Here is a 24,031-nt window from a genome sequence, read left to right on the forward strand (position 1 = left end):
AAACCAGTTTTATTTTATGACTTCACTCACAAAAATGACAGGAATGATATTAGTGAAGTTTACAAAATCTGCACGAATCGCATCTCTATTCGGAGTGATCACCGCTTGATAATCACTCAGGCTTTTTACATAATATGTGCCAATGGCTATAAAGGGTAAAGGCTGGTTGGGAACACCATCGGGAAGCCCCTTTTCAACAGTATATTTAACCAGATTTGACCCTAAAACACGCGCTACCATGGGCATGTGCTTAGTTTCATAATACTCCATATTAAAGGTTTTACCCTCGGCATAAGGATACATCACGGATATCTTAATTAAGCCTTTCTCAGTAATAGTCATGTCGTGTTTTTTTGATTTTTCAGATCTCTTGTCTTGACTAAATGCAACAAAGCAATTAGTTAAAAGTAAGAATGATACGATCAGTTTGAAATTCATGATTAGCGAACTTTAAGTTAAATTATCAGTTATTTCTATCGCGCTTGATAGCTGTTTTAATAATTATGTGTTCAATTCTATAATGTCGAAAACCTGAAGTATATTATATAATGCATTTGATCTCCCAGATTGTAAATTATGAAAAAAATTAAGATTACCTTAATGTGTAGATACATTATGAGTCCGAGATCTATTTTCTTAACGGCAATTGCGGTCATTATTCTCATGACGATATCCTGCAACCGGCGTGATAAGAATAGTGAAGTGGTATTGGAGGGCCGTGTTAAAAATTTGCCAGACGGCCAGTTGTTTTTGAGTGATATCTACCATCCTAATGTAATAATTGATTCCGCTGTAGTTAAAGGAGGAAATTTCTCTTTCCATCTTAAGGTGAATGAAGAATTTGAACCATTATTTGCTCAGTTGTATTTCAACAGACAGGGCAGGATTGAGCCATTGATGTTTGACTCGGATACAGTTTTGGCTCCAAATGGAAAACCTTTTTCTACGAATGGCTTTATGCTGGAAAGAGACTCGATCAGGATTTCAGGAATTTATAACGGGTTCTCACCATTTCCACATTTAAAGGTAAGCCCTTTGCGCATTTCAGGAGGATTGCAGAACAGGTTATTGTTTATAGTTAAGGGGGCGGAATTTATGTTGAGCAATTCTCTTACGTTATTTGAGAGTCAAAGGCAGCTGACTACTTCCTATCCGGAATCGTATTACCTTTTACGATTGCTTCAGGAAGATCGCAATCAATATAGCGAGCAAGAGTTCCACGACCTGCTTTCTTGTTTTAAAGGACGTATTACCAAAGGGAAAGTATTTACGGAATTATCCTTCTTCGAAAAGTCGATGAAAGAAGTTTCTGCGTCTCACCTGGATGATATATTCTGGTCGCCTGACGGAAACAGTTCCACAATCAGGGATAGTTCATCCAGGTTAACACTAATTGTCTTCTGGGCATCCTGGTGTGGCCCGTGTAGGGCCGAAATTCCAGAGATCAGGAATATACACGCGAAGTTTTCTTCCAGCCGCTTGAATATTGTGAGCGTTTCCATTGACGAAAGCCGGACGGCATGGTTAGCAACTTTGAAGAAAGAGAACATGCCATGGAAGCAACTCTGGGTCGACAGTTTGCACATTGATCAGGTGAAGGACAGATATCATATAGGAAAGATACCGTTGATGGTGTTAATGGATACGCACAGTCACATCGTGTATAGTGCTGCTGGTTTGACGGATGATTCAAGTAGTAAGAAGAAATTTATTGAACTAATAAATGATAAGCTCACTGAATAGGTAACCTATTTGTATTTCACACTGCGTCATTGGTTGATTGATGAGCGTGACCTGGTGGCCTTCCTGCACCAGTATCTCTGCGAGTGGTTTGCTGATATTTCCGAGCGATCCGGTCAATACGATTTTCATTTGCCATGATTTTATGTACAACAAAGTTCCTGCGTAATGCCCCGGCAAAAGTGTTCATATCTCTGTAACTTGTATGAAAATATATTTCGTATTCTTATAAACGAACAATCACTGTATCGAAAGCGCACACATATTATTTTTTGTAAAATCATATTTTGTTGGTTTTAAAATAGAGGATCAGATGGCACTTTTCTTGGCGCCCTGGGCAGGTTATTCTTGCTGAAAGCAAAAAAACGGTTACCACTATGCTTAAAAATTACCTGAAAACCGCCTGGCAAAATTTACGCCGTCATCAATCCTATGTTGCCATCAATACGATCGGGTTGGCAGTGGGCATTGCTGTTTGCCTGCTCATCTTCCTGTTGATTCAATACGAAACCAGCTTTGATAATTTTCATCAGCGCAAGGAGCGCATATATAGAGTGGTGGCTGCCACTAAAACACCGAACGGGATGAGCTATTCAAAAGCCAGCGCCTATCCGGTGGCAGAAGGGCTGCGAATGGATTATCCGCAATTGGAACAGGTGGCCCGCATCTATGCAAGGGCGGAAAAGCAAATCATTTTATCGGATGATAAAATAAATGCATCACAGAAAAAATTTAAGGAAAGCGTGTTTTATGCAGAGCCTGAATTTTTCAACATATTCAATTTCCCTTTTCTTGCAGGCGATCCAAAAACAGCCTTGTCGGAACCCAATACAGCCGTACTCACAGAGGAGATAGCCACAAAATATTTTGGAGATTGGCATACTGCCATCGGTAAATTCATCAGGTATGATAATAACCAGGTTTGCAAGATCACCGGTATCCTGAAGAATGTGCCTGTCAATACGGATTTTCCCCTGAAGGTGGTACTGTCTTTTAAAACTTCCGAACATGAAGATATGATGAGGGATTGGGTAGGACAGGATGGATCTTTAAACACCTTCGTTGTGCTTCCCCCGAACATGCCCGCGCAGCAATTTGACAATGACCTCAAAGATTTTGTAAAAAGGCATACCCCTGTTGAATATGCGAACCAGGGCTATATACTGCAGCCCTTGAGCAATATACACTATGATAGCAGGTTCGGGACGTACAGCGAAAAAACATTCAGCAAAGAACTGATCACCGCATTGAGCCTGATAGGTTTGTTCCTTTTAATTATTGCCTGCATCAACTTTATCAACCTGGCGACTGCACAATCTGTGAACCGATCAAAAGAGGTGGGCATCAGGAAGGTGCTGGGCAGCAGCAAACAGCAATTGGTGATCCAGTTTTTGAGTGAAACATTTCTTATTACGCTGGGCGCCGTTGTGGTGGCTATAGTGCTGGCTTTCGCCGGACTGCCCCTGCTCAATAACCTTTTGCAAACATCGGTGGCGATATCGTTCAGTTTTCCGCTGCTGGCATTTTTATGTAGCATCCTGGTGGCGGTTACATTGCTGTCTGGCTTCTATCCAGCCATTGTATTGTCTGGCTTCCATCCCATATCGGTACTGAAGAATAAATTGACGAACAAAGCGGTAGGCGGGCTTTCCATGAGAAAGACCCTGGTAGTTTTTCAGTTTACCATCGCACAAACTCTGATCATCGGAACGCTGATCGTAGTGAGCCAGATGAATTTCTTTCAGCATGCAGATATGGGCTTTGATAAAGACGCCATCATTACGGTGCCCCTTGCCAACGATAGCGCACGTCAGTCTGAAATGGAAACATTGAAAACAGCATTGCAACAACAGGCCGGTATAAAAAATGTGAGCCTGAGCGCCTTCAGCCCGATGGATAAAGCACATTGGGATGGCGATTTCAAATTCGACAATGCCGCAAAGAAATCCGGATTTCAGGCTGATTTTAAATGGGCCGACGCTGATTATTTTAAAACGTACAACATCCCGTTCATTGCTGGTAGCCCATATCAGCCTGCCGATACCGTCAATGGGTTTGTGGTGAACGAATTGATGGTGCGGAAACTGGGCTTTAAAAATCCGGAGGAGATACTGGGTAAGAAGATAAATTTTGGAGATGGCAGCATCGTTGCACCTGTGGTGGGCGTTGTGAAAGATTTCAATGGCAGCTCTATGAAAACAGAAAGGAATGCTATTGCCCTGGGTTCATTCAAAATGGTGTACCGCATACTCAATATAAAAATACAACCGCAGGGCATACCGCAAACGTTGGCGGCTATAGAAAAGATCTGGAATAAAACAACGCCTGATTTTGTTTTTGAATTCCAGTTCCTGGACGACAAGATCGCCAGCTTCTATGAGCAGGAACGTCAGCTTGCCCAGTTGTATAAGGTGTTTGCAGGCATTGCCATTTTTATTTCCTGTTTGGGATTGTATGGCTTTGTGGCATTTATGGCAGTGCAGCGCACCAAAGAAGTAGGCATCAGGAAAGTACTGGGGGCATCAGTGCTGCATATCGTTTACCTGATCTCTAAAGAATTTACATTGCTGATTGGCCTGGCCTTTCTGATCGCTGCTCCGCTGGCCTATTATTTTATGCATCAATGGCTGCAAAATTTTGCATACAGGATTCATATCGGCGCCGGCATATTTCTATCCACTATTTTGATAGCCGAGGTTATCGCCTGGCTCACAGTAGGCTACCAGGCGATACAAGCGGCCATGGCTGATCCGGTGAAGAGTTTGAAAAGAGAATGATGGCTTCAGCCTTTTTTCTGCGCTAAAAATACTGGAGGACGCATTCCGCGTCCTCCTCAAAATATCACCCCCTGATCTGCTTCAGCATGATCTTCCTGTACTCTACCTTCATCGGGCCGCCTACGTGGCATTGCAGGCCCAGCCAGCCTTTGCGCTTGCCGTTCACCTGATCATTGTCAGTAACATCACTCATAAGCACATCGTTGATGTAATGTTGCAGGTGATTGCCTTTTATGATGAGATGGCATTTGTTCCAGTCTTCTTTTTTGATCAGTGTCTGGAGAGCTTCTGCACTGCCGAGTGAGCCGGTAACGATGGCGGCCGTCCATGCATTGTTTTTGATGCCATCCTGCAAGCTGGTGGCGGGGGGCGGGATGGTAGTGCGCTGTCCGCGATAGGCAAGTGTAGTGCGGCCTCTTTCTTCGTAGTTCTGGCCGGTGTAGCGGTTGGCGCCGTCGATGTCGGCCTGGTAGCCTTTGAGGGCATGCGGTACATCGGGGACAAGTTCGCTGCGATAGTTGATGCCGCTATTGCCGCCGGCGCTGATACGGAACTCGCAGGTGAGCTCGAAATCCGCTGGCTGACCGCCTTTCCAGATAAGAAAGGTGTTGGTCTTTAGTAAATTGGAAGACGTAACTTCTCCTACAAGATGGCCGTTTTCGGCGCGCCAGTGTACGGAGTCGCCTTCCCAGCCACGGAGTGTTTTACCATCGAAGATGGATACAAATCCGTTGTCGTAGCTGGTGCTGCGGCTTGGGTGACTGATGACCAGCAACAATGCTGCGATGAGTGAAAGATAAAATTTCATACGATTAGCAATTAAATAGTTTTCCATGCGCCGCTGGCGGCGGAGTCCAGTACGGCCTCGCATACCTGTTGCGTTGCCAGTGCTTCCCTGAAAGTGGGAGAGCAGGAGGCGCCGCTTTCCAGGCTTTGCAGGAAATCGGCTACCTGGTGGACGAACGAATGCTCGTAGCCGATGCCCAGGCCCGGCACCCACCACCTGTTCATATAAGGCTGATCGCCATCGGTGACATGGATGGAACGCCAGCCTTTCAGCGTAGAGGCGTCACCGTTATCAAAGAACTCGAGGCGGTTCAGGTCGTGGAGGTCCCAGCGGATAGAAGCATGCTCGCCGTTGATCTCGAAGGTATAAAGCGCTTTGTGCCCGCGCGCATAGCGCGTGGATTCAAAGAGGCCGAGCGAACCGTTACTGAAGCGGCAAAGGAAAGAACAGGCATCATCGATGTGCACTTTTTCCACTTTGCCGCTGAGCTGGTGCAGGCGTTCTTTCACAAAGGTTTCCGTCATGGCGGATACTGTAGTGATGCTGCCATTCAGCCACAGGGCAGTATCAATGCAATGCGACAACAGATCGCCTGTCACGCCTGATCCGGCTACGGCGGCATCCATGCGCCAGAGGCCCTCGCCGCCTTGTGGCAGACTGGCATTGATGGTCCAGTCTTGCAGGAAATTGGCGCGGTAATGAAAGATCTTTCCCAACTTACCGGAGGCGATGATTTGTTTGGCGAGCGTTACTGCCGGCAGCCGGCGATAGTTATACCATACGGTGTTGGCAACGCCTGCCTGTTCTACGGCGCTTACCATGGCTTCCGATTCTGCCAGCGTGCGTGCCAGCGGCTTTTCGCAGAGGATCATCTTTCCTGCCGCAGCGGCGGCAATGGCTATTTCGGCATGTGTATCGTTAGGAGTGCAGATATCGATGGCATCGATATCCGGGCGGGAGATGAGTTGACGCCAATCTGTTTCTGTGCTTTCATATCCCCACTGCGCGGCAAAGGCCCGGGTTTTTTCTGCGGAGCGGGAACATACGGCTTTTAATACCGGCCGGTAAACCTGTTCGGGAAAGAAGTGCGGCGCCTGCAAGTAGCCATTGGAATGTGTTCTGGCCATAAAGCCGCAGCCGATCAATCCGATCCTCAGTTCTTTTTTTGTTGTCATAGTCTGCACTATTTAAGGTATTCTATGCCTGCCAGCCATGCTGCTGCCTTACAGCGATCATGGCGGCGAGGATATCATTCCAGGTACTTTGTTGTGTCATCACGTTGTTGGGGAACATACAGCCATCCCAGCAGATATGCTTACAGGTTTGGGTAAGTTCGCCCTGCTCGTTGCGCAGCCAGTGACCGGCATCTGCGGCGATATCGAGCTTGCCGTCGGGGTCCGTGGGCAGGCAATGCCGGCCTGTTTTATCGTGCGAGCCGCTGCCATATACGGTGCCATCATTTTGAGCAACGTGAAAATCGATGGTCCAGGGGCGCAGCGCATGCGTGAGGGTTTGCAGTCCGGCTGTTAATGCCGCACGGTCGTTCCAGTTGAAATCTGCCGGCAGGATGCGGTCTTCGGGCCGGTTGTATCCCAGCAGGTATAACAAGGTGTGCGACATATCCGCCTGAAAGCCAATGTTGGCGCGGTTCACGCCTTCCAGCACTTCCAGCATGGTTTTCCAGCTGTGCATACCGCCCCAGCAGATCTCGCCTTCGGCGGCGAGTTGTTCGCCATAGTCTGCGGCTACATCACAGGCTTCGCGGAATGTTTGTATGATCAGTTGCGTGCTGGCGGCAGGACTCAATGCCCAGCTCTCCGGTGAAGAGGCCGAGTCGATCCTGACTACGCCATGCGGCCGGATGCCTGCTTCGCGCAGGTATTTTCCAATGCGGCAGGCCTTGCGTACCTGTTCCACAAAACGTTTGCGCTCCTCCTGGCTGCCCATGGCTGAACCGCCCTCTGGTGGCCAGATGGGCGCTACAAGACTGCCTATCTCCAATTGATGGCGGGCTACTTTTTCTATCAGTCTTTTTAAATCATCTTCCTTACTGTCTACTGCTACATGTGCATCAAACAAACCGATATCGATGCCATCGAATTTAGTGCCGTCTACTTGCGCGGCGGCGGTCAGTTCCAGTAAGGTATCGAACGGAATAATGGGCTCCGCATCGCCGCCCTTGCCTACAATGCCCGGCCAGGTGGCGTTATGGAGCTTCGGATAATTGTTGTTTTTCATAAGGTCGCGTTTAGATGTTAACCAGGTCCGGGTTGTCAGGACCGAAATGTTTCAGCATCACGATGGGATCGGTGGCAGAAGTGTTCACGATCTTTACACCGGCCATGGCGGCGGCTTCGCTCACAAAGTATTCATCGTGGGTAAGCTGCCCGTAGCGGATGAGCGCAGGCGTCTCTATCTCCCATACCCCCATGGTGCCGCGGCCCTGCATCATGATCATGCCGTAGGCGGCATTGTCTTTTATCACTACGCTTGCGCCGGGGGCTACCGTCAGCTCTTTGGCGCTGAAGGCGGTGGATTTATAGCAAACCCATTTTTCCGTATAGCCGTCTCCGTTAGCAGCGGTTATGGGTGGCATATAACGATGCTGGAACAGCAACGGATCCACGTTCAGGTCCCAGTCGATCACGTCCAGCAGGGCGTCGTAGTCGCCGATGCTTTCTTTGGGAGTGCCCTTCCACAGCAGTTCTTCGGGGATGATGGCTTCATTTACGAGCGACTGATACATCGCAAATACATCGGAGGCTTTTTGCGGCTCGTAGGTGCACATGCTGCCGGGAGCGTGGAGCAGACCTGGCGGCACATCCCATCCGGTGCCGGGTTCCAGCCGGTAGGCTTGTGAATAATTGGTGATCTTGTTATCGCCTTTGGTGAAATTGACCAGGCATTCGCGGATCGTTTCGCGGGTGGTGCCGGGCGCAATGCCCATGAACGTATAGGGAAAGTCGCCACCGTGATTGTTCAGCTGCGGCGGAAAATAATAGGCTTCCGGTTTGCCCGCCTGCCCGATCAGCGCGGCTTTTTCATCGTTATGATGGATATGATGAGGGAGCGGTCCCATATTATCGAAGAATTTGGAATACATGGGCCAGGCGCCATAGGCGTCCCAGAGCCGTTTCCCGATCAGCTGATCTTTCAGTTCGCTGATCGCATCTTTTAACAGGAACTGTTGACCATCGTTGCCTACTACCATGCTCAGGCCTTCATGCTTGCCGGTTAAAGGGCCATTCTGTGCAGGGGTGGTGGACGACAGCCAACGCTCGTCGATGCCGCCCCTGATGCCGCCCAGCACATAATAATCATCCGGGTGCAGTTTGATCCGCCGGCCTGGCACGCAGAAAGACCTGGGCACCCAGGTGGGCGCCAGGCGCAGGATGCCCTGTCCTTGTTCGAGTGCTTTTGCTGCAATACTTTGTTTTTCCATGAGCTTGAGTTATTGAAGGTCTGTGAGAAATTGGTGTATCTTTTCGCGTGTATGCATCACCGTTATAAGCAGTTCATACTGCCGGCTTTCGCCGGGTTGCAGGAAGAGGAGCGAGCCATCGCGCCGTGCTCTGGCCTGGCCTACCGGCGCATGGGTGCCGGGTTCCAGCCCGGTCACATATTCTCCTTTTCCCCAGTGTTGCCAGTTGGTGAGCACGGGCAGCTGGCTTTTTTTGAAGCGTAAAGAGAGCGCCAGCGGCAGTGCGGCATTATGCACGCCGCAGGTGCACCAACCATCAGGGCCGGCATCGATGTCGATGACGGCAGCTTCTTCGCCGCTACCGGCGTGGCTTTCCAGGGGCGCCATACATTTTTTGTAATCATGGCCCGGCCGGAAAAGCTGGTCTGCATTGCCCTCGCGCGATAACCAGCTTCCTTTCCAGCAGATATCAGCGCCTTCGTCTACCAGTGGCCAGCCGAAGTTGAAATGGTACAACAACATGTGCGGCGCGATGGTGTTGCCTTTGTTGATCACTTCATCGTGCACGCGGATCATGGGCTCGCCCAAAGTGCCTGCTATAGTACGTTTCAGCAGCAGCTTCACACCGAGCACGCTTACCTGCCGGATGATGCCGGTGATACTCATTTCCATATTGCCGCCCAGGGGATCGGGTTGTATGATGGAAATGATTTCGGCAGATGTATTACTGACAGGGCCATGCAGCCCGCGTTCTCCATACTCGTCTGTTTCCGGGCCGCCCACATGTGTGAGGCCGCAGGTGGTCATCAGCCCGCCGCCGAAAGTGCGGAGCCAGTCCAGCCCTTTATCGGCAGCGTGATCAGGGAAGGTGATGCCGGTATGGCTTAGCCAGGCCAAACTATATTGCTGATAAAACGCATCTGCAATATCCATCGCACGGTCAATGACCACTTTGTATCTCAGGCCGGTACCGGTATTGATCCACGCGATGCGCGTGCCACGCCCGGGGCCATTGTCCAGCACCGCAGTTTCAATGCCGCCGAGTTGCGCATGATGGGATATTTTATCCTGCCAACTCATTTGGCGCCCAGTTTTTTATCGGCCACAAAAACGGAATCCTGTTTGTTGCCACCTGATTTCAGGTAGGCCATGAGGTCGCGCAGCTCATCGGGGTTCAGGCGGTTGATGAGGCCGGGCAACATCACGGATACATTAGATACTTTGGTGCCGGCCACTTCGCTTTTGCGCAGCTCGCGGTGTTCCTGCGGTGCAAAAGGATTTTGCGAGATCACGTATTTTTCTTTGTCCTGGCTCACCATGCGACCCAGCACGGTGCTGCCGTTCTTCAAAGTAAATACCGTAGCGGCATATTGATCGGAGATGGTTTTGCTGGGATCGATGATGGCTTCCAGTATATCTTTAGTAGAAAAGCGTGTACCCAGCTGCGTTAGATCGGGACCTGCTACGCCGCCTTCTCCGCGCATGCCATGACAGGAGCTGCACAGGCAGGAGGCGAACATGGCGCGGCCCTGATCAAAGTTGCGGTGCACCAGGCCGCTGTCTACTACTTTTACGGCTTCGTCCAGCGTCCAGCGGCGGCCGGGGCCTTTCGGCTGCGGGAAGCCCTGAGCAAGGTTGCCGCTGTTGTTGATCAGCGAGTCGCCGGAGAGTTGGTTGAAGTGTGCGAAATCTTTTTTGGAAACATTGGCCAGCGCGTCTTTCCGGGCGCTGTTGATAAAGCCTACGAAGCTATGCCCGCCTTTAAAAGTGAAAGCGTTGTAGAACCATTTGAAATATTGTTCCTGCAAGGCGGGCGTCCAGCCGCTCTTCACCTGGCTCAATGCCGTGGCATACCATGTTTGCTGTAAGGGCGGCATGTGCGATAACATATTCGCGATATCCAGCCCGTATTGCGGGTTACGCAGGATCAGGTCAGCGGATTGTGTGGCGGTTTGATTAGCAGTGGTATCATCTTTTGCGCTTGCCAGCAGGGCCATCGTTTTTTCTACTACGTGCGGTGCGTCGAGATAGGCCAGCAGCTTGCTGAGCGAGCGATTGAGATCATTGGCGGGAGCAGGATATTGTTTGTCGAGATAAGCGGCCACCTGTGCGCCGAGAGCGCCTGTGGGCTTGCCCATGCGTACAAATACCAGTTCAAAGGCGCGCAGCAGGTCGATCTGCTGATCGGGCGACAGCTTGCTGTAATCGATGTGCATCAGCTGCGGTAATAATTGTTGCTTCACATCTTCCTTACCTTGTCTCGCGAGTGCAATAGCGCCCTGGATCAGCGTTTCAGGATCTGTTTCCTGTAACACTTTCTGCTGCCACTGGCTCAGCGGTTGATTTTCTATGGCTACCCTTGCGGCAAAACGGATATAGCGGTCGGCATTGTTCAGGTAAGGCCAGGCAAAGGCAACGGCGCCCGCTTTTTCGCCACCATGGTAGCTTTCCAGCTGGCGGCGGATCTTCGCGCCTGCTGTAGGTGCAGCTGCCGCCAATGGTGCATTGCTTTCTTTGTTGTCTTTGTAATATACACGATAGAGATCCGATTCCAGACGGCGGCCACCGGTCAGGAAATACAGCGCGCCATCAGGTCCGATCACGCCATCGGTCAAAGGCAGCGGCGAGCCGGAAAGAAATTCTTCTGCGGTAGCTTTATAGGCGGCGCCATCGGGTTGCAAGTGAATGGCGTAGATGATACCGAAGCTCCAGTCGAATGCAAACAGCGCCCGGCGGTACTTTTCAGGGAAGCGCGCATTGCCGCCATAGATCAGGTTAGTGGGAGAGCCTTGTCCGATGTTGAGCAGCGGCGGCAGGTTGTCGGGATAAGCGGGCGACCATTTTTCTGTGCCGGGGCGCCAGCCGTATTCACTGCCACTGGTAGCCAGACAGATACGCGTTGGGCGGTACCAGGGCGTGCCGATATCCCATTCCATATCAGAATCGTAGGTGAACATATCTCCTTCATCATTGAAGGCGAGATCAAAAGGATTGCGGTAACCGGAGCTGATCAGCTCCCAGTGCGCGCCCGTAGAGTCCAGGTGCGCGATCCATCCGCCGTGGATATTCACCGTATTGTCGTGACCGTTAGGGTCTTTGATGAAAGGGAACACATTGTCTATGTTCCAGGAAGGGCGTGCCTTGTAGCTCTCCATCTCCGGTATCTTCGTAAAATTACCGGCGATGACATAAAGCGATTGTTTGTCGGGCGATAACACAATGCTATGCGGGCCGTGTTCTCCCTCACCATCCAGCGCTTTGATAAGCGTTACCTTATCATACTGGTCATCGCCATCGGTATCTTGCAGGCGATACAGGCCGCTGCCTTTGCTGAAGGTGCTGTCGCTGTTATGGTTCACCATCACATACAGGCTGTTGAAGGCATACAGCAGCCCTTGTGCAAATCCCATGGATACTTTGCTGGACGTGTCTTTGCCGATGTTCAGCCTTTCAATTTTCAGCCTGGAAGAATCTTCTCCGATAGCGGGCAATTGCAGGCGGTACAAGGCGCCGAACTGATCGGATACGATCATGCGGCCTTTGTTGTCGAAGGTCATAGCTACCCAGGAGCCCTGTTTATTATCACCCGGACTATAAAGCCGTTCTGCTTTGAAGTTATCAGGTAGTTTGAGCCCATCGATTTTTGAATTGCCGGTGGATGTTTTGTTGTTGGCTTGCTGACAGGCAGTTCCTCCGGCGATGATGGCGGTAACCAGCAACAGCAGCGGGAATGATCTTGGTTTGAATGTGAACATAATATAGTTTTTCGGGAGATGATACGTGGTTTGCGTGGCTGATAATCGTTACCTTAAAATAATAGTCGTTTCGCGGTTTTTTTTCTTTTTTTTACCAACCAGGATTTTGATCAAATTTATTCAGCCTCACTTCCCGTTCCGGAATCGGGTACAACAGCTGGTATGGCTGGATATTATAAGACGCGGCGCTGAGCCTCGACAGCCTTTTCTTTTCTTCGATGCCGTGAGCGGTCATCACGGCTACGGCCCTGCCGGTGCGCAGCAACTGGTACCAGCGTTGGTCTTCAAAAGCCAGTTCCACGCGCGTTTCGTGGAAGATGGTATCGCGGAGCGCGGCTTGTCCGGCCGCCAGTACCGGGTCCAGTCCGGCGCGTTTGCGCACCTGGTTGAGATACTGCAAGGGATCGCCATTACCGGTTTCGTTGATGGCTTCCGCCAGCATCAGCAGCACGTGGGCATAGCGGTATACCGGCCAGTTTTCGTTGGCGCGTCCATCCAGTGCATAAGGCGGATGATAGAATTTTTTGATGAGCGGTAACTTGCCGCCAAATGCCACGGATTCCTGAAAGGCCGCATTGCCAGGGCTGCTGTACATATACACGGAAGCATCTTTTCTTTTATCGTTTGGTTCATATGCATTCACGATGCTGGGCGTAGGCATGTTGCAGCCGCCCAGGTTACCATTGAAGCCGGTGAGATCTTTTTTCCCATTGCGCGGGCCGAATACAAAAATGAAATTGCTGCTTTCTGTTTCCAGCCCTGAATTATATTGTACGGCGAAGATGGATTCGCTGTTGTTCTTTTTGGCGGGATCAAAATTGTCAGCGTAATCCGGCACCAGTGAATAGTTCAAGGTGAGCACCTGTTGCAGGGTGGCGATGGCTTTGGCAAAATCTTTCCGGGTCAGGTATACATCGCCGAGAAGGGTGAGGGCAGCGCCTTTGGTGGCCCTGCCGGTTTCGCTGGCGGCATAGGTGGCGGGCAAACCGGCCACTGCATCGCTCGCATCTGCGATGATCTGCGCATACACTTCGTCAACAGTGGCGCGTTTGGGCGTGAGCGCGCCTTCGGGGCTGGTCACTTCTTTCACGATCAGCGGCACTGCGCCGAAAAGCCGCACCAGGTGGAAGTAGTAGAGGGCGCGCAGGAATTTCGCTTCGCCGAGATATTGTTTCTTGGTGGCGTCATTGGCAAACTTCACGGCATCTATCCTGGTGATGACCACATTGGACTGCTGGATGTTGCGGTACAAGCGGCTCCACACAGCATTGACATAGTTGTTGGTGGAGGTGATGAGAAATTCATCTATCTCTTCCCGTTGCTGCGCGCCGCGATCGCTTCCATCATATTGATAATTGGTATTGTCTGCGCGCATTTCCGTCATGGCCCAGTAGTCGCTGGTGTAGAGGTTCTGTAATTCGCCATAGCAGCCATTTACAGCGCGTTGTATCTGCGCTTCGGTATTGTAATAGTTGGAGCCGCTGGAAAAAGATTCGGGTTTCACATCGAGCATGTGGTTACAGCTGGCGAGGGTGATACCGAGGCATATGATGGTAGAGAGTGTAGCTTTCATGTGCAGATTTTTTTAGAAGGTGAGATTGGCGCCGAGAGAGAAGATCCTGGGCACCGGGTAGTTGGAATAGTCGATACCCGGTACCAGCGCGCCGCTGCCGCCTTTGCCGAGATAGTTGGTCACTTCCGGGTTGCCGCTGTATTTGGTGAACAGGATGGCGTTCTGCACGCTGGCGTAGATCCTGGCGCTCTGTAAAAATCCTTTGCCAGGGAAACTGTAACCAACGGTGATGTTCTTGATCCAGGCGTAATTATTTTTTTCTACCGTGAGCGAGCTTACATCGCGGTACATCACCCTGCCACGACCGGAACCATTGGTGGTAGGCACTCTGCCGTTACCGGGATTGGATTCCGATCTCCAACGGTATTTTACATCTTTCCGTACATTGAAAACGCCGTCTATATTACCGTTGTAGTCGTTGGTGGCATGCAGGCGATCGGCGCCCATGGAGCCTACCACGAGTATGCGCAGGTCGAAGTTTTTGTAGGTAAGCGTATTGGTAAGGCCCCAGTTGAATTTGGGATAAGGATTGCCGATGATGGCGAAGTCTTCACGCGGGTTGATCACCCCGTTGCCATTGATATCCTTGTAGCGGATATTGCCGGGGATGGCGCCCGGAAAGGCAGGCCCCTTGTCCACTTCCGCCTGGTTCTGGTAGATGCCGTCGAAAACATAGCCGAACAACATGCCCAGCGGCTTGCCTACTATCGTGATGTTGGTAGGATTGCCTTCACTGCTGTTGCCGGAGTAGATGGGCGCATTGTCTGTGCCCAGCGCCAGTACTTTGTTCCTGTTGAAAGAGATGTTGAAATTGGTGGTCCAGGTGAAGCGCCTGGTTTCAATATTACGGGAGGAGATGCCCAGTTCGAGGCCACGGTTTTCCATATCGCCCTTATTTTCTGTAACGGTCCCAAAGCCGCTGCTCTGGGGGATTTCCACGTTCAGCAACAGGTCCTGCGTATTGCGTTTGTAGATATCGGCAGTGAGATATACGCGGTCTTTCCACAGACCTACATCGATGCCGATGTTCAGCTCCCGCATCTTTTCCCATCCCAGTGCGGGATTGCCGAGTGTATTCATTACACGGCCGCCGGCCAGCGCGCCATTGAGCACATAATCGCTGGTACCGATATTACTCATGTAAGAGTAGTTGCCGATGTTGAAATTTCCGGTGAAGCCATAAGATACTCTCAGTTTAAGATCGCTGATGGTGGCAGATGATCGCATGAAGTCTTCCTGCGAAATGCGCCACCCGAGCGCCACGGAGGGGAAGGTGCCCCAGCGGTTCTGCGGACCGAAACGTGAGGAGCCATCGCTTCGGATCGTAGCGGTGACCAGGTATTTATCTTTATAAGCATAGTTGATTCTGGCGAGATAGGAGAGCAGCACCCAGTCCATTTTGCTGATCCCGTCGGGGATGGCAGTGATGGTGGCGGCAGCGTTGAGCGTTTTGATATCATCGTCCGGAAAGTTGCGGCCATTAAAGCCGTTGTATTGTTCGTGTTGCGATTGTATGGTATAGCCAAGCAGTCCGGTAAAGGCATGACCGCTGCGGCTTGTGTATTGATAGGTGAGCGTATTTTCGTTGAGCCAGTTGAGGTATTCGCCGGTAGTGTAGCTGCCGCTTGGAATGCTGGGTGGCGCTGCGTTTTCATTGGCCAGCGTAGAAGGCCGGAAATATTCATTGCTGCCCTGCTGGTAGTCGACGTTGAAAGTAGATTTGAGTTTCAGATTTTTGACAATTTCAAATTCGCCGTAGGTGTTGAAGAGGATACGGCTGCTTTTACTTTTATTCACCGTTTCTTTCCGTACCATTACGGGATTGGCAAGACCAAAAGTACCCGGACTTTGAATATACGCATTGTAGCTGCCATCGGATTTATATACCGGTTCGATGGGACTGGCCGTACCAAAAGTTTCCGATCTGCCTTCGCCGCGGGCATCGCCATTGCGCAAAGTATAGGTAGGCGCGATGTTGAAGCCTAGTTTGAAACGGTTGGATAAAGTGGCGTCTACATTGGTTCTTATGCTGAAACGCTGATAGCCGGTGTTGATGATCACGCCATTCTGGTTATAGTAACCGGCGGAAACATAGGTCCGTACTTTTTCTGTGCCGCCGCTAACACTCAGGTTGATATCCTGCATCGGGGCTACGCGGGTGATGGCGTTGAACCAGTTGGTGCCTTCGCCGATCAGTTCCGGATGGCGGTATATTTCCGGTATATCATTCAGTGTTGGTTCCCGGTGTTCGGTAAAGCGGATATTATCTTCAATTGCTTCTTTCCTGAATTGTGCAAACTCCTGGCCGTTCATCAGGTCTGGCCTGCCTTTCTGCGGAATCGCCTGCAGGCCGTAGTTGGCAGATAATTGTATCCTTGGCAAACCGGAAGTGCCTCTCCTGGTGGTGATCAACACTACGCCGTTGGCGCCTCTTGAACCATAGATGGCCGTAGCAGAAGCATCTTTCAATACGGCCATCGATTCTATATCCTGCGGGTTGATGGTGTTGATCGGATCATTCACCTGGTCGGAGGTGGAAGAGAGCGGGTAGCCATCCACTACGTATAGCGGCTGACTGCCAGCGCCAACGGCGCCGATGCCGCGTACCTGCACCTGTGGCCCGCCGCCGGGGATACCGTTGGAAGTGCTCACCTGTATGCCGGCGATCTGTCCGGCCAGGGCCTGGTCGGGGCCCGCTACCGGCATATCTTTGATGTTCTTCATCGACACCGTTCCTACCGATCCGGTTACATCTTTTTTCTGTTGTGTGCCGTAGCCTACTACCACTACCTGGTTCAATACTTTGTTGCCAGGTTCCAGTGTGATGCTCAATTTGCTGCGATTGCCCACATACACGGCGCGTGTAGTATAGCCTACCATGCTACAGATGAGTGAGTCGCTGGCATTTGCAGAAATCGTGAATCTGCCGTTGGTATCGCTGAAAGTGCCTTTGCTGCTGCCTTTCACGCCGATGCTGACACTGGGCAGCGGCGCGCCGGTGCTGGCGTCTGTAAGCTGGCCGCTGATGGTATTGGTTTGTGCGTAGCTGGCAGGAGAAAATAGTAACAGTAAATAAAGAAGGGTTCCATAACGTATAAGATGATTCATAACAGGTGGAGTTTAGGTGACGAAACGACTATTCTTTTCTTTACGAAATAAATTTAGTCGAAGCATCAAACATTCCTGTCCTGTTGCATCCTGTACTGTCCTGTGCTGTCCTGCTTTCTACAACGATGCGCGCATCTTCACATAAAAGGGCACTTCTATCTGCGCCCTCGACTGATCCAGTATCAATTGTGCGGCCATTTCGCCCATGGATTTGAAATCAGTGGAGATCGTGGTGATGCCGTTGAGAATAAATTTTTTCAGCGGCGTTTCGTTGTAGGAGATGATACCTACATCTTTGCCTATTTGAAGGTTCAGGGAGATGATATGTTCTATCAATAATACCAGGTCGTTCTCCCGCAGGTTGATGTATACATCTCCCGGCTGAATATCTTCTTCCAGAATTTCGTTTACCTTCTTGCTGTTGAAGGCATAGTTCTGGCAGAACTGCATGAAGCCCTGGTAGATCTCTTCAGGGTAATAAGTATTTTCCGGGTAGATGATTTTCAGGGTATGATAGTGTTGCAGTTTCTCACGGGCTTGTTCGAGTGCGCCATAAATATCGTCCTGAAAATTTTCGTATACAGCGCCATACTCGCCGGTAACGCCTTTCAGCTTTTTATCCAGCAGGATCAGTTTCTCTTTCGGGATGGTGTTGATCACTTCATCCACATGATCCCAGCGTTCCCGGAAATGGGGGAGGATCACCACGTGCGTGTATTCGTTGAGGTTTTGAGAAAGTAATTTTTTGAACAGGCTGAAATCACTGTTGTAGATGTAGAAATCGATGCTGGCCTGCTCTCCGAGCTTTGCGGCAAACGAGTCATAGATCACTTTCTTATGTTCGCTGAGTTTATTGAACAGCAGCAATATCCGGTACTGCTGGCCAAGGTTGCTTTGTTGCACATAATACCCTTTGCCTGGCACGGAACCCAGGATGCCGAGGCCTTTCAGGTATTTATAGGCTTTCTCCGCCGTATCCCTTGATATTTCGAAGTTGTGGCTTACCTCATTGATAGAAGGCAGGATATCATCCTGCTGTATCTTCTTGTCTATAATGGCTTTGATGATGGAGTTGGCCAGTTGATAATATTTAGGTGTGGCGGCATAGTCGTCGATAAAAAGATATTTGAATACCGGATGTTGTTTCATAGCGTGTGAGTTAGAGTCTGGACAATGATAGTAATTTAATTTGGCATTAAGCAAAGAAGCCCTTGAAGCGCTCAAAGCGCTTCAAGGGCTGGAACCGAAATAGCCATATGCTAACCATGACAGTACATGACAGTTAGAAATACTACATGCTTTACTTTTATTACAACGTTAAAATTTATTGTGTATGTCATTCAAGCATGTCAGTTATTTATGGGATAATACGGTGGCCGCTGGTATGGAAGGAGATGAAGTAGCCTTGCTGATCTACCGTTCCAACCTGCTGGGGGCCGATCTCCGGCTCACGAACTACGGTGGTGGCAATACCTCCTGTAAGGCCATGGCAAAGGATCCTGTGACGAACGAAGCGGTAGAGGTGATGTGGGTGAAAGGCTCTGGCGGCGATCTGGGAACACTGAAAAAAAGCGGGCTGGCGGCCTTGTATGTGGAACGCCTGCAGCAACTTAAAAATATATACAAAGGTATTGCGCAGGAAGATGAGATGGTGGCGCTCTTCAACCATTGTATCTACGACCTCCATTCCAAAGCGCCATCGATCGATACGCCGTTGCATGCGTTCCTGCCTTTCAAACATATCGATCACCTGCATCCTGATGCCGTGATCGCGATTGCCGCTGCGAAAGATGGCGCGCAGATCACGCAGGAATTATTTGAAGGCGCCATTGGCTGGGTGCCCTGGCAGCGGCCAGGCTTCGACCTGGGGCTGCGGCTGGCACAGTGTTTAAAAGATCATCCGGGTATCCGCGGTATTATGCTCGGATCGCATGGATTGTTCACCTGGGGCGATACCGCCCATGCGTGTTATGTGAATACATTGGAAGTGATAGAACGTTGCGCATCATACATCGCTGAACGTACAGGCCGTGATAAACCGGTTTTCGGCGGAAAGAAAATAGATGCCTTGCCGGCCGAACAGCGCGCCAGTCAGGCCGCAGCGCTCGCGCCAGTACTGCGCGGGTTTTGTTCTTCCGCGCAAAAAATGGTAGGACATTTTACAGATGATGCCATCGTACTTGAGTTCATCAACTCCCGCGATCTGCATCGCCTCGCGCCGATGGGCACCAGTTGCCCGGATCATTTCCTGCGCACAAAGATCAGTCCCCTCGTGCTCAACCTGGCGCCGGATGCGGATCTTCAGGAGGTAACAGCCGTGAAGGAATTACTCGCGCCGCTATTTGCCGGCTACCGTGATCAATACGCCGCCTACTATCAGCAATGCAAACATGCGAATAGCCCTGCGATGCGTGACCCCAATCCCGTCGTGATCCTGTACCCGGGCGTAGGGATGTTCACGTTTGCGAAAGACAAACAAACCGCCCGCGTGGCAGCAGAGTTTTATATCAATGCCATCAATGTGATGCGCGGCGCAGAAGCCATCTCGGAATATGTTGCGCTGCCCCGGCAGGAGGCTTTTGATATCGAATACTGGCTACTGGAAGAAGCCAAGCTGCAACGCATGCCCGCACCGAAAGCGCTCAGTGGAAAGGTAGCGCTGGTAACCGGCAGCGCTGGCGGCATTGGCAAAGCCATCGCGAAAAAGTTTGCAGAAGAAGGAGCGGTGGTAGTGATCAATGATAACGATGGGCAGCGACTGAGCCAGGCCGAAGAAGAGTTTCATCAGCGCTTTGGTAGAGATGTATTCATCGCCGCCTTGCTGGATGTGACTGATGCCGCCTCTATCCGGCAGGTGTGTAACAAGGCCGTGCTGGCCTTTGGCGGCGTAGACATCATCGTTAATTGTGCCGGCATCTCTATCTCCAAACCACTGGAAGAGCATACGGAAAAAGATTGGGGCCTGTTGTATGATGTGCTGGTGAAAGGACAGTTCCTGGTAACGCAGGCAGGGCTTCATATCCTGCGCAAGCAGGACATCGGCGGCGATATTGTAAACATCGTCAGTAAAAATGCATTGGTATCAGGTCCTAACAATGCCGCCTATGGTTCTGCCAAGGCCGCACAGCTGCACCTGAGCCGGCTGAATGCCGCCGAGCTGGGAAAAGATCGTATACGCGTGAACGTAGTAAACCCCGATGCCGTCATCTCCGACAGTAAAATATGGGCCGGCGCATGGGCAGAAGGCCGCGCCAAAGCCTATGGCGTGAAGGTAGAAGAGCTGCCGGCCTTTTATGCCCGCCGCACCTTGCTCAATGAAATTATTGTACCGGAAGATATTGCCAATGCCTGCTTCGCCTTTGTAGGCGGACTGCTCAACAAAGCCACCGGCAACGTATTGAATGTGGATGGCGGCGTGGCGATGGCCTTTGTCAGGTAAACTTTCGTTTGTAACTTAAGCTGTGCTATGAAAAAAATTCCCGTTATCGCCATCTTCGATATTGGTAAAACCAATAAAAAACTGTTGCTCTTCGATGAACAATACCGCATCGTTTTTGAATACGCCACCCGTTTACCTGAAACAGCGGATGAAGATGGCGATCCCTGCGAAAACCTGGAAAGCCTTCGCCACTTTGTGTTTGACACACTGCAACAAATACGCCGGGATGAAAATGTGCGCATAGCGGCCATTAACTTTTCTGCCTATGGCGCCAGCATGGTGCATATAGATGAGCAGGGGCGCGCACTTACGCCCTTGTACAATTACCTGAAACCTTACCCGGCAGCACTCAGTGATCAGTTCTATAGCCGCTATGGCGGCAGCGCGGCACTCTCTTTACAAACGGCGTCGCCGGTGCTGGGGAGCCTCAATGCCGGCATGCAGTTGTATCGCCTGAAATATGAGCAGCCGCTGATATTCCGGCAACTGAAATATGCGTTGCACCTGCCGCAATACATGAGCTACCTGCTAACGGGTGTTGCCTGTTCCGATAAAACCAGCATCGGCTGCCACACCCATCTATGGGATTTTCAGCGGAATGATTATCATACATGGGTAACAACGGAAGGCGTGAAAGACAAGCTGGCGCCCGTTTTTGCCGCTACGGCAACGATGATGTCCGATAATGGTGTTATCGGTGTTGGGCTGCACGACAGCTCCGCTGCGCTGATCCCTTACCTGGTGACGTGCTCCGAGCCCTTTGCCCTGATCTCCACCGGCACCTGGTGCATCTGTTTAAATCCTTTTAACAACATTCCTTTAACTACCGAAGAACTGGCCGCTGACTGCCTTTGTTATCTTTCCTTCGAAGGCAAGCCGGTAAAGGCTTCCCGGCTGTTTGCCGGTCATGAGTATGAGCAACAGGTGAAACGGATCGCCAATCATTTTCACCAGCATACTGATCGTTATCAAACAATGGAATATAATGATGAGATTATACAACAATTGAAAGAAGCCCCGGTGTTAGATAAAGACAGCGGGCCTTGCACCGTATTCGAACAGCGCCATCTCGATTCATTTGCATCAGATACGATTGCCTATCATCAACTGATGATGGATATTGCCAGGGAGCAGTACATCGCCGCCATGCGCGTGCTGAAAGATACACCGGTAAAACGTATATACGTTGACGGTGGATTCAGTAAAAACCGGCTCTATATGCAACTGCTGGCCAATATGCTCCCGGAGATGGAAATATTTGCCGCTTCCATGCCGCAGGCAACGGCGATGGGCGCGGCATTGGCCATACACGAAGCCTGGAATCATCAGGCGGTACCTGCGGACCTGGTGACGTTGAAGCCTTACCGCGCAGCCAGGTGTGGGTAGATCATATTAATCCGTCATTCTTAATATTTATTTTTATATTTTAGTCAGCATGAAAACACTGCTGGCTCTTTCTCTGTTCTTCTTGTCTGTTGCAAATGCCAACGGCCAATATCTCAACAACCGCGCGCCACTCCGGCCCAATCCGTATATGGAGCTGCCACCGCAGGCAATTCAGCCGCAGGGCTGGCTAAAGGAAATGTTGGTTCGTCAGAAAGATGGCGCCACCGGCCAGCTGGATCAGTTGTATCCGCTGGTGATGGGGCCGCGCAATGGCTGGCTGGGCGGCGATGGCGACCAGTGGGAGCGTGGCCCCTATTGGCTGGATGGACTTGTGCCGTTGGCGTATATTCTCAACGACAAAGCACTCATTGCGAAAATAAAACCCTGGATAGAATGGTCGCTCAACAGTCAGCAAGCGGATGGCTATTTCGGTCCTGCCAGAGACTATGGCCCGGAAGATGGCATCCAGCGCGATAACAGCCACGACTGGTGGCCCAAAATGGTGATGCTGAAAGTGCTGCAACAATACTATGAAGCTACCCATGATCAACGGGTGATCACCCTTCTCACGAAATATTTCCGCTACCAGCTGAAAGAGCTGCCCGCCAAACCGCTCGACCACTGGACCTTCTGGGCCCGCTACCGCGCCGGCGACAACCTCATGGTGGTATACTGGCTCTATAACATCACCGGCGATACCTTCCTCTTGCAACTTGGCGATCTGCTGCATCAGCAGGCCTTCGATTTCACTAAAGCATTCGCACAGGGAAAGATGCTGACCACCATGGGCAGCGTACATGGCGTAAACCTTGCGCAGGGCATGAAAGAGCCGCTCATCTACTATCAACATCATCCTGAGTCGCAATATATCGATGCCATCAATAAAGGCTTTAACGATCTGCGCACCTTCAACGGCTTTGCCAATGGTATGTTCGGCGGCGATGAATCACTGCATGGCGGCAACCCTACACAAGGCGCCGAGCTGTGCACCGTGGTGGAAATGATGTTCACACTGGAACAGATACTGAGCATCACCGGCAACGTAAAATATGCCGATCATCTTGAAAGGATCGCCTTCAACGCACTGCCCACACAGGTAACGGAAGATTTTACGGCAAGACAATATTTTCAGCAGGCCAACCAGGTGATGGTGACAAGGCATTTCCGCAACTTTGATATCAACCATCACGGCACTGATATCTGCTACGGCCTCCTCACCGGCTACGCCTGCTGCACCTCCAATATGCATCAGGGCTGGCCAAAGTTTACCCGTAACCTCTGGTATGCCACGCCAGATAAGGGTCTGGCGGCACTCGTCTATTCTCCCTGCGAAGTAACGGCGCTGGTGGCCGGCAACAAACAGGTGCATATTAAAGAAGAAACAAATTATCCTTTTGCAGAAACGATTAAATTCAGGTTCACTACCGCCGGCAATAAAGCGACGGCCTTTCCGCTACAGCTGCGCATCCCCGAATGGTGCGACAGCGGCGCTGTGACCATCAATGGCATCCCGCAACTGAGCGCAAAGGGCGGCCAGGTAGTGACCATCCGTCATGAATGGAAAACCGGCGATGTGGCAGAACTGCGGCTGCCAATGAAGCTGTCCACCAATCGCTGGTATGAAAATGCAGCATCGGTAGAACGCGGGCCCCTGGTATATGCATTGAAGATCGGCGAACAAACGAAGCGCATCAACAACGATAAAGACGCGAAAGATTACGGCAGCACTTACCAGGAGATCATTCCCACCACACCCTGGAACTATGGCCTTGTGAGCACCCGCCAGAAAGATTATACGGTAGAAGAGAAAGGAACCTTGGCGGTCTATCCCTGGAATGCGGACCAGGCGCCCATTCTGATTAAAACGAAGGCAAGGCGCATCCCTTCCTGGCAATTATATAACGAGATGGCCGGCCCCATTCCTTACAGCCCCATTTACCAGATGGAACTGGGAAAAGAAGAGGAGATATCATTGATACCTTATGGATGTACGAAGCTGCGGATTTCGGAATTTCCGGTTACAGGAGGGGAATAGCTCTCCCAAA

Annotated in this window: 16 protein-coding genes; 5 read left to right on the plus strand and 11 right to left on the minus strand. The window is 50.8% G+C overall.

Annotated features, from left to right (window positions below; all coding sequences use genetic code 11):
• Positions 1–9: 9 nt before the first annotated feature.
• A complete protein-coding gene (locus FPG75_RS05220; protein WP_143305601.1) occupies positions 10–438 on the minus strand; it encodes an EthD family reductase in 429 nt (142 codons plus the stop codon).
• A gap of 138 nt (positions 439–576) precedes the next feature.
• Between FPG75_RS05220 and FPG75_RS05225 the strand changes: the two genes are divergently transcribed.
• On the plus strand, positions 577–1,743 hold the full coding sequence (locus tag FPG75_RS05225) for a TlpA disulfide reductase family protein (RefSeq protein ID WP_143305603.1): 1,167 nt from the start codon (positions 577–579) through the stop codon (positions 1,741–1,743).
• On the opposite strand, the gene FPG75_RS26195 is transcribed toward FPG75_RS05225, so the two are convergent.
• A complete protein-coding gene (locus FPG75_RS26195) occupies positions 1,717–1,872 on the minus strand; it encodes a hypothetical protein (RefSeq protein ID WP_236652727.1) in 156 nt (51 codons plus the stop codon). The two genes, FPG75_RS05225 and FPG75_RS26195, sit on opposite strands and share 27 nt — an antisense overlap.
• Positions 1,873–2,117: 245 nt before the next feature.
• Here FPG75_RS26195 and FPG75_RS05235 point away from each other — a divergent pair, with 245 nt between their 5' ends.
• The gene (locus FPG75_RS05235; RefSeq protein ID WP_143305605.1) at positions 2,118–4,517 is read left to right on the plus strand and encodes an ABC transporter permease; all 2,400 of its coding nucleotides are present in this window, start codon (positions 2,118–2,120) and stop codon (positions 4,515–4,517) included.
• Positions 4,518–4,581: 64 nt separating this feature from the next.
• On the opposite strand, the gene FPG75_RS05240 is transcribed toward FPG75_RS05235, so the two are convergent.
• The 9 genes from FPG75_RS05240 to FPG75_RS05280 all read right to left on the minus strand — a co-directional run bounded on the left by FPG75_RS05240 (position 4,582) and on the right by FPG75_RS05280 (position 18,310).
• Positions 4,582–5,325 carry a 3-keto-disaccharide hydrolase gene (locus FPG75_RS05240; RefSeq protein WP_236652728.1) on the minus strand — a complete coding sequence of 248 codons (744 nt, stop codon included), beginning with the start codon at positions 5,323–5,325 and terminating at the stop codon, positions 4,582–4,584.
• Between the two features lie 11 nt (positions 5,326–5,336).
• Complete coding sequence (locus FPG75_RS05245) at positions 5,337–6,479, minus strand: Gfo/Idh/MocA family protein (RefSeq protein ID WP_143305607.1); 1,143 nt, start codon at positions 6,477–6,479, stop codon at positions 5,337–5,339.
• 22 nt (positions 6,480–6,501) lie between these two features.
• The gene (locus FPG75_RS05250) at positions 6,502–7,542 is read right to left on the minus strand and encodes a sugar phosphate isomerase/epimerase family protein (RefSeq protein WP_143305608.1); all 1,041 of its coding nucleotides are present in this window, start codon (positions 7,540–7,542) and stop codon (positions 6,502–6,504) included.
• A gap of 10 nt (positions 7,543–7,552) precedes the next feature.
• A complete protein-coding gene (locus FPG75_RS05255) occupies positions 7,553–8,746 on the minus strand; it encodes a cupin domain-containing protein (RefSeq protein WP_143305611.1) in 1,194 nt (397 codons plus the stop codon).
• A 9-nt stretch (positions 8,747–8,755) separates the two neighbouring features.
• Positions 8,756–9,805, minus strand: coding sequence for an aldose 1-epimerase family protein (locus tag FPG75_RS05260; RefSeq protein WP_143305613.1), 1,050 nt, complete (start codon positions 9,803–9,805; stop codon positions 8,756–8,758).
• Positions 9,802–12,480, minus strand: coding sequence for a c-type cytochrome (locus FPG75_RS05265; RefSeq protein WP_143305614.1), 2,679 nt, complete (start codon positions 12,478–12,480; stop codon positions 9,802–9,804). The genes FPG75_RS05260 and FPG75_RS05265 overlap by 4 nt, the downstream gene beginning before the upstream one ends.
• 91 nt (positions 12,481–12,571) lie before the next feature.
• Positions 12,572–14,053, minus strand: coding sequence for a RagB/SusD family nutrient uptake outer membrane protein (locus FPG75_RS05270; protein ID WP_143305616.1), 1,482 nt, complete (start codon positions 14,051–14,053; stop codon positions 12,572–12,574).
• A gap of 12 nt (positions 14,054–14,065) precedes the next feature.
• Complete coding sequence (locus FPG75_RS05275) at positions 14,066–17,161, minus strand: SusC/RagA family TonB-linked outer membrane protein (RefSeq protein ID WP_143305618.1); 3,096 nt, start codon at positions 17,159–17,161, stop codon at positions 14,066–14,068.
• 117 nt (positions 17,162–17,278) lie between these two features.
• Complete coding sequence (locus FPG75_RS05280) at positions 17,279–18,310, minus strand: GntR family transcriptional regulator (RefSeq protein ID WP_143305619.1); 1,032 nt, start codon at positions 18,308–18,310, stop codon at positions 17,279–17,281.
• Positions 18,311–18,494: 184 nt separating this feature from the next.
• Here FPG75_RS05280 and FPG75_RS05285 point away from each other — a divergent pair, with 184 nt between their 5' ends.
• From FPG75_RS05285 to FPG75_RS05295, 3 genes are read left to right on the plus strand one after another with little or no spacing between them, the layout of a single operon-like run.
• Positions 18,495–20,600 carry a bifunctional aldolase/short-chain dehydrogenase gene (locus FPG75_RS05285; protein WP_143305621.1) on the plus strand — a complete coding sequence of 702 codons (2,106 nt, stop codon included), beginning with the start codon at positions 18,495–18,497 and terminating at the stop codon, positions 20,598–20,600.
• A gap of 27 nt (positions 20,601–20,627) precedes the next feature.
• On the plus strand, positions 20,628–21,986 hold the full coding sequence (locus FPG75_RS05290; RefSeq protein ID WP_143305623.1) for an FGGY-family carbohydrate kinase: 1,359 nt from the start codon (positions 20,628–20,630) through the stop codon (positions 21,984–21,986).
• Positions 21,987–22,035: 49 nt separating this feature from the next.
• On the plus strand, positions 22,036–24,021 hold the full coding sequence (locus tag FPG75_RS05295; protein WP_143305625.1) for a beta-L-arabinofuranosidase domain-containing protein: 1,986 nt from the start codon (positions 22,036–22,038) through the stop codon (positions 24,019–24,021).
• The last annotated feature ends 10 nt before the right edge of the window (positions 24,022–24,031 follow it).

It is taken from the genome of Chitinophaga vietnamensis (assembly GCF_902167635.1).
Classification (GTDB): Bacteria; Bacteroidota; Bacteroidia; order Chitinophagales; family Chitinophagaceae; genus Chitinophaga; species Chitinophaga vietnamensis.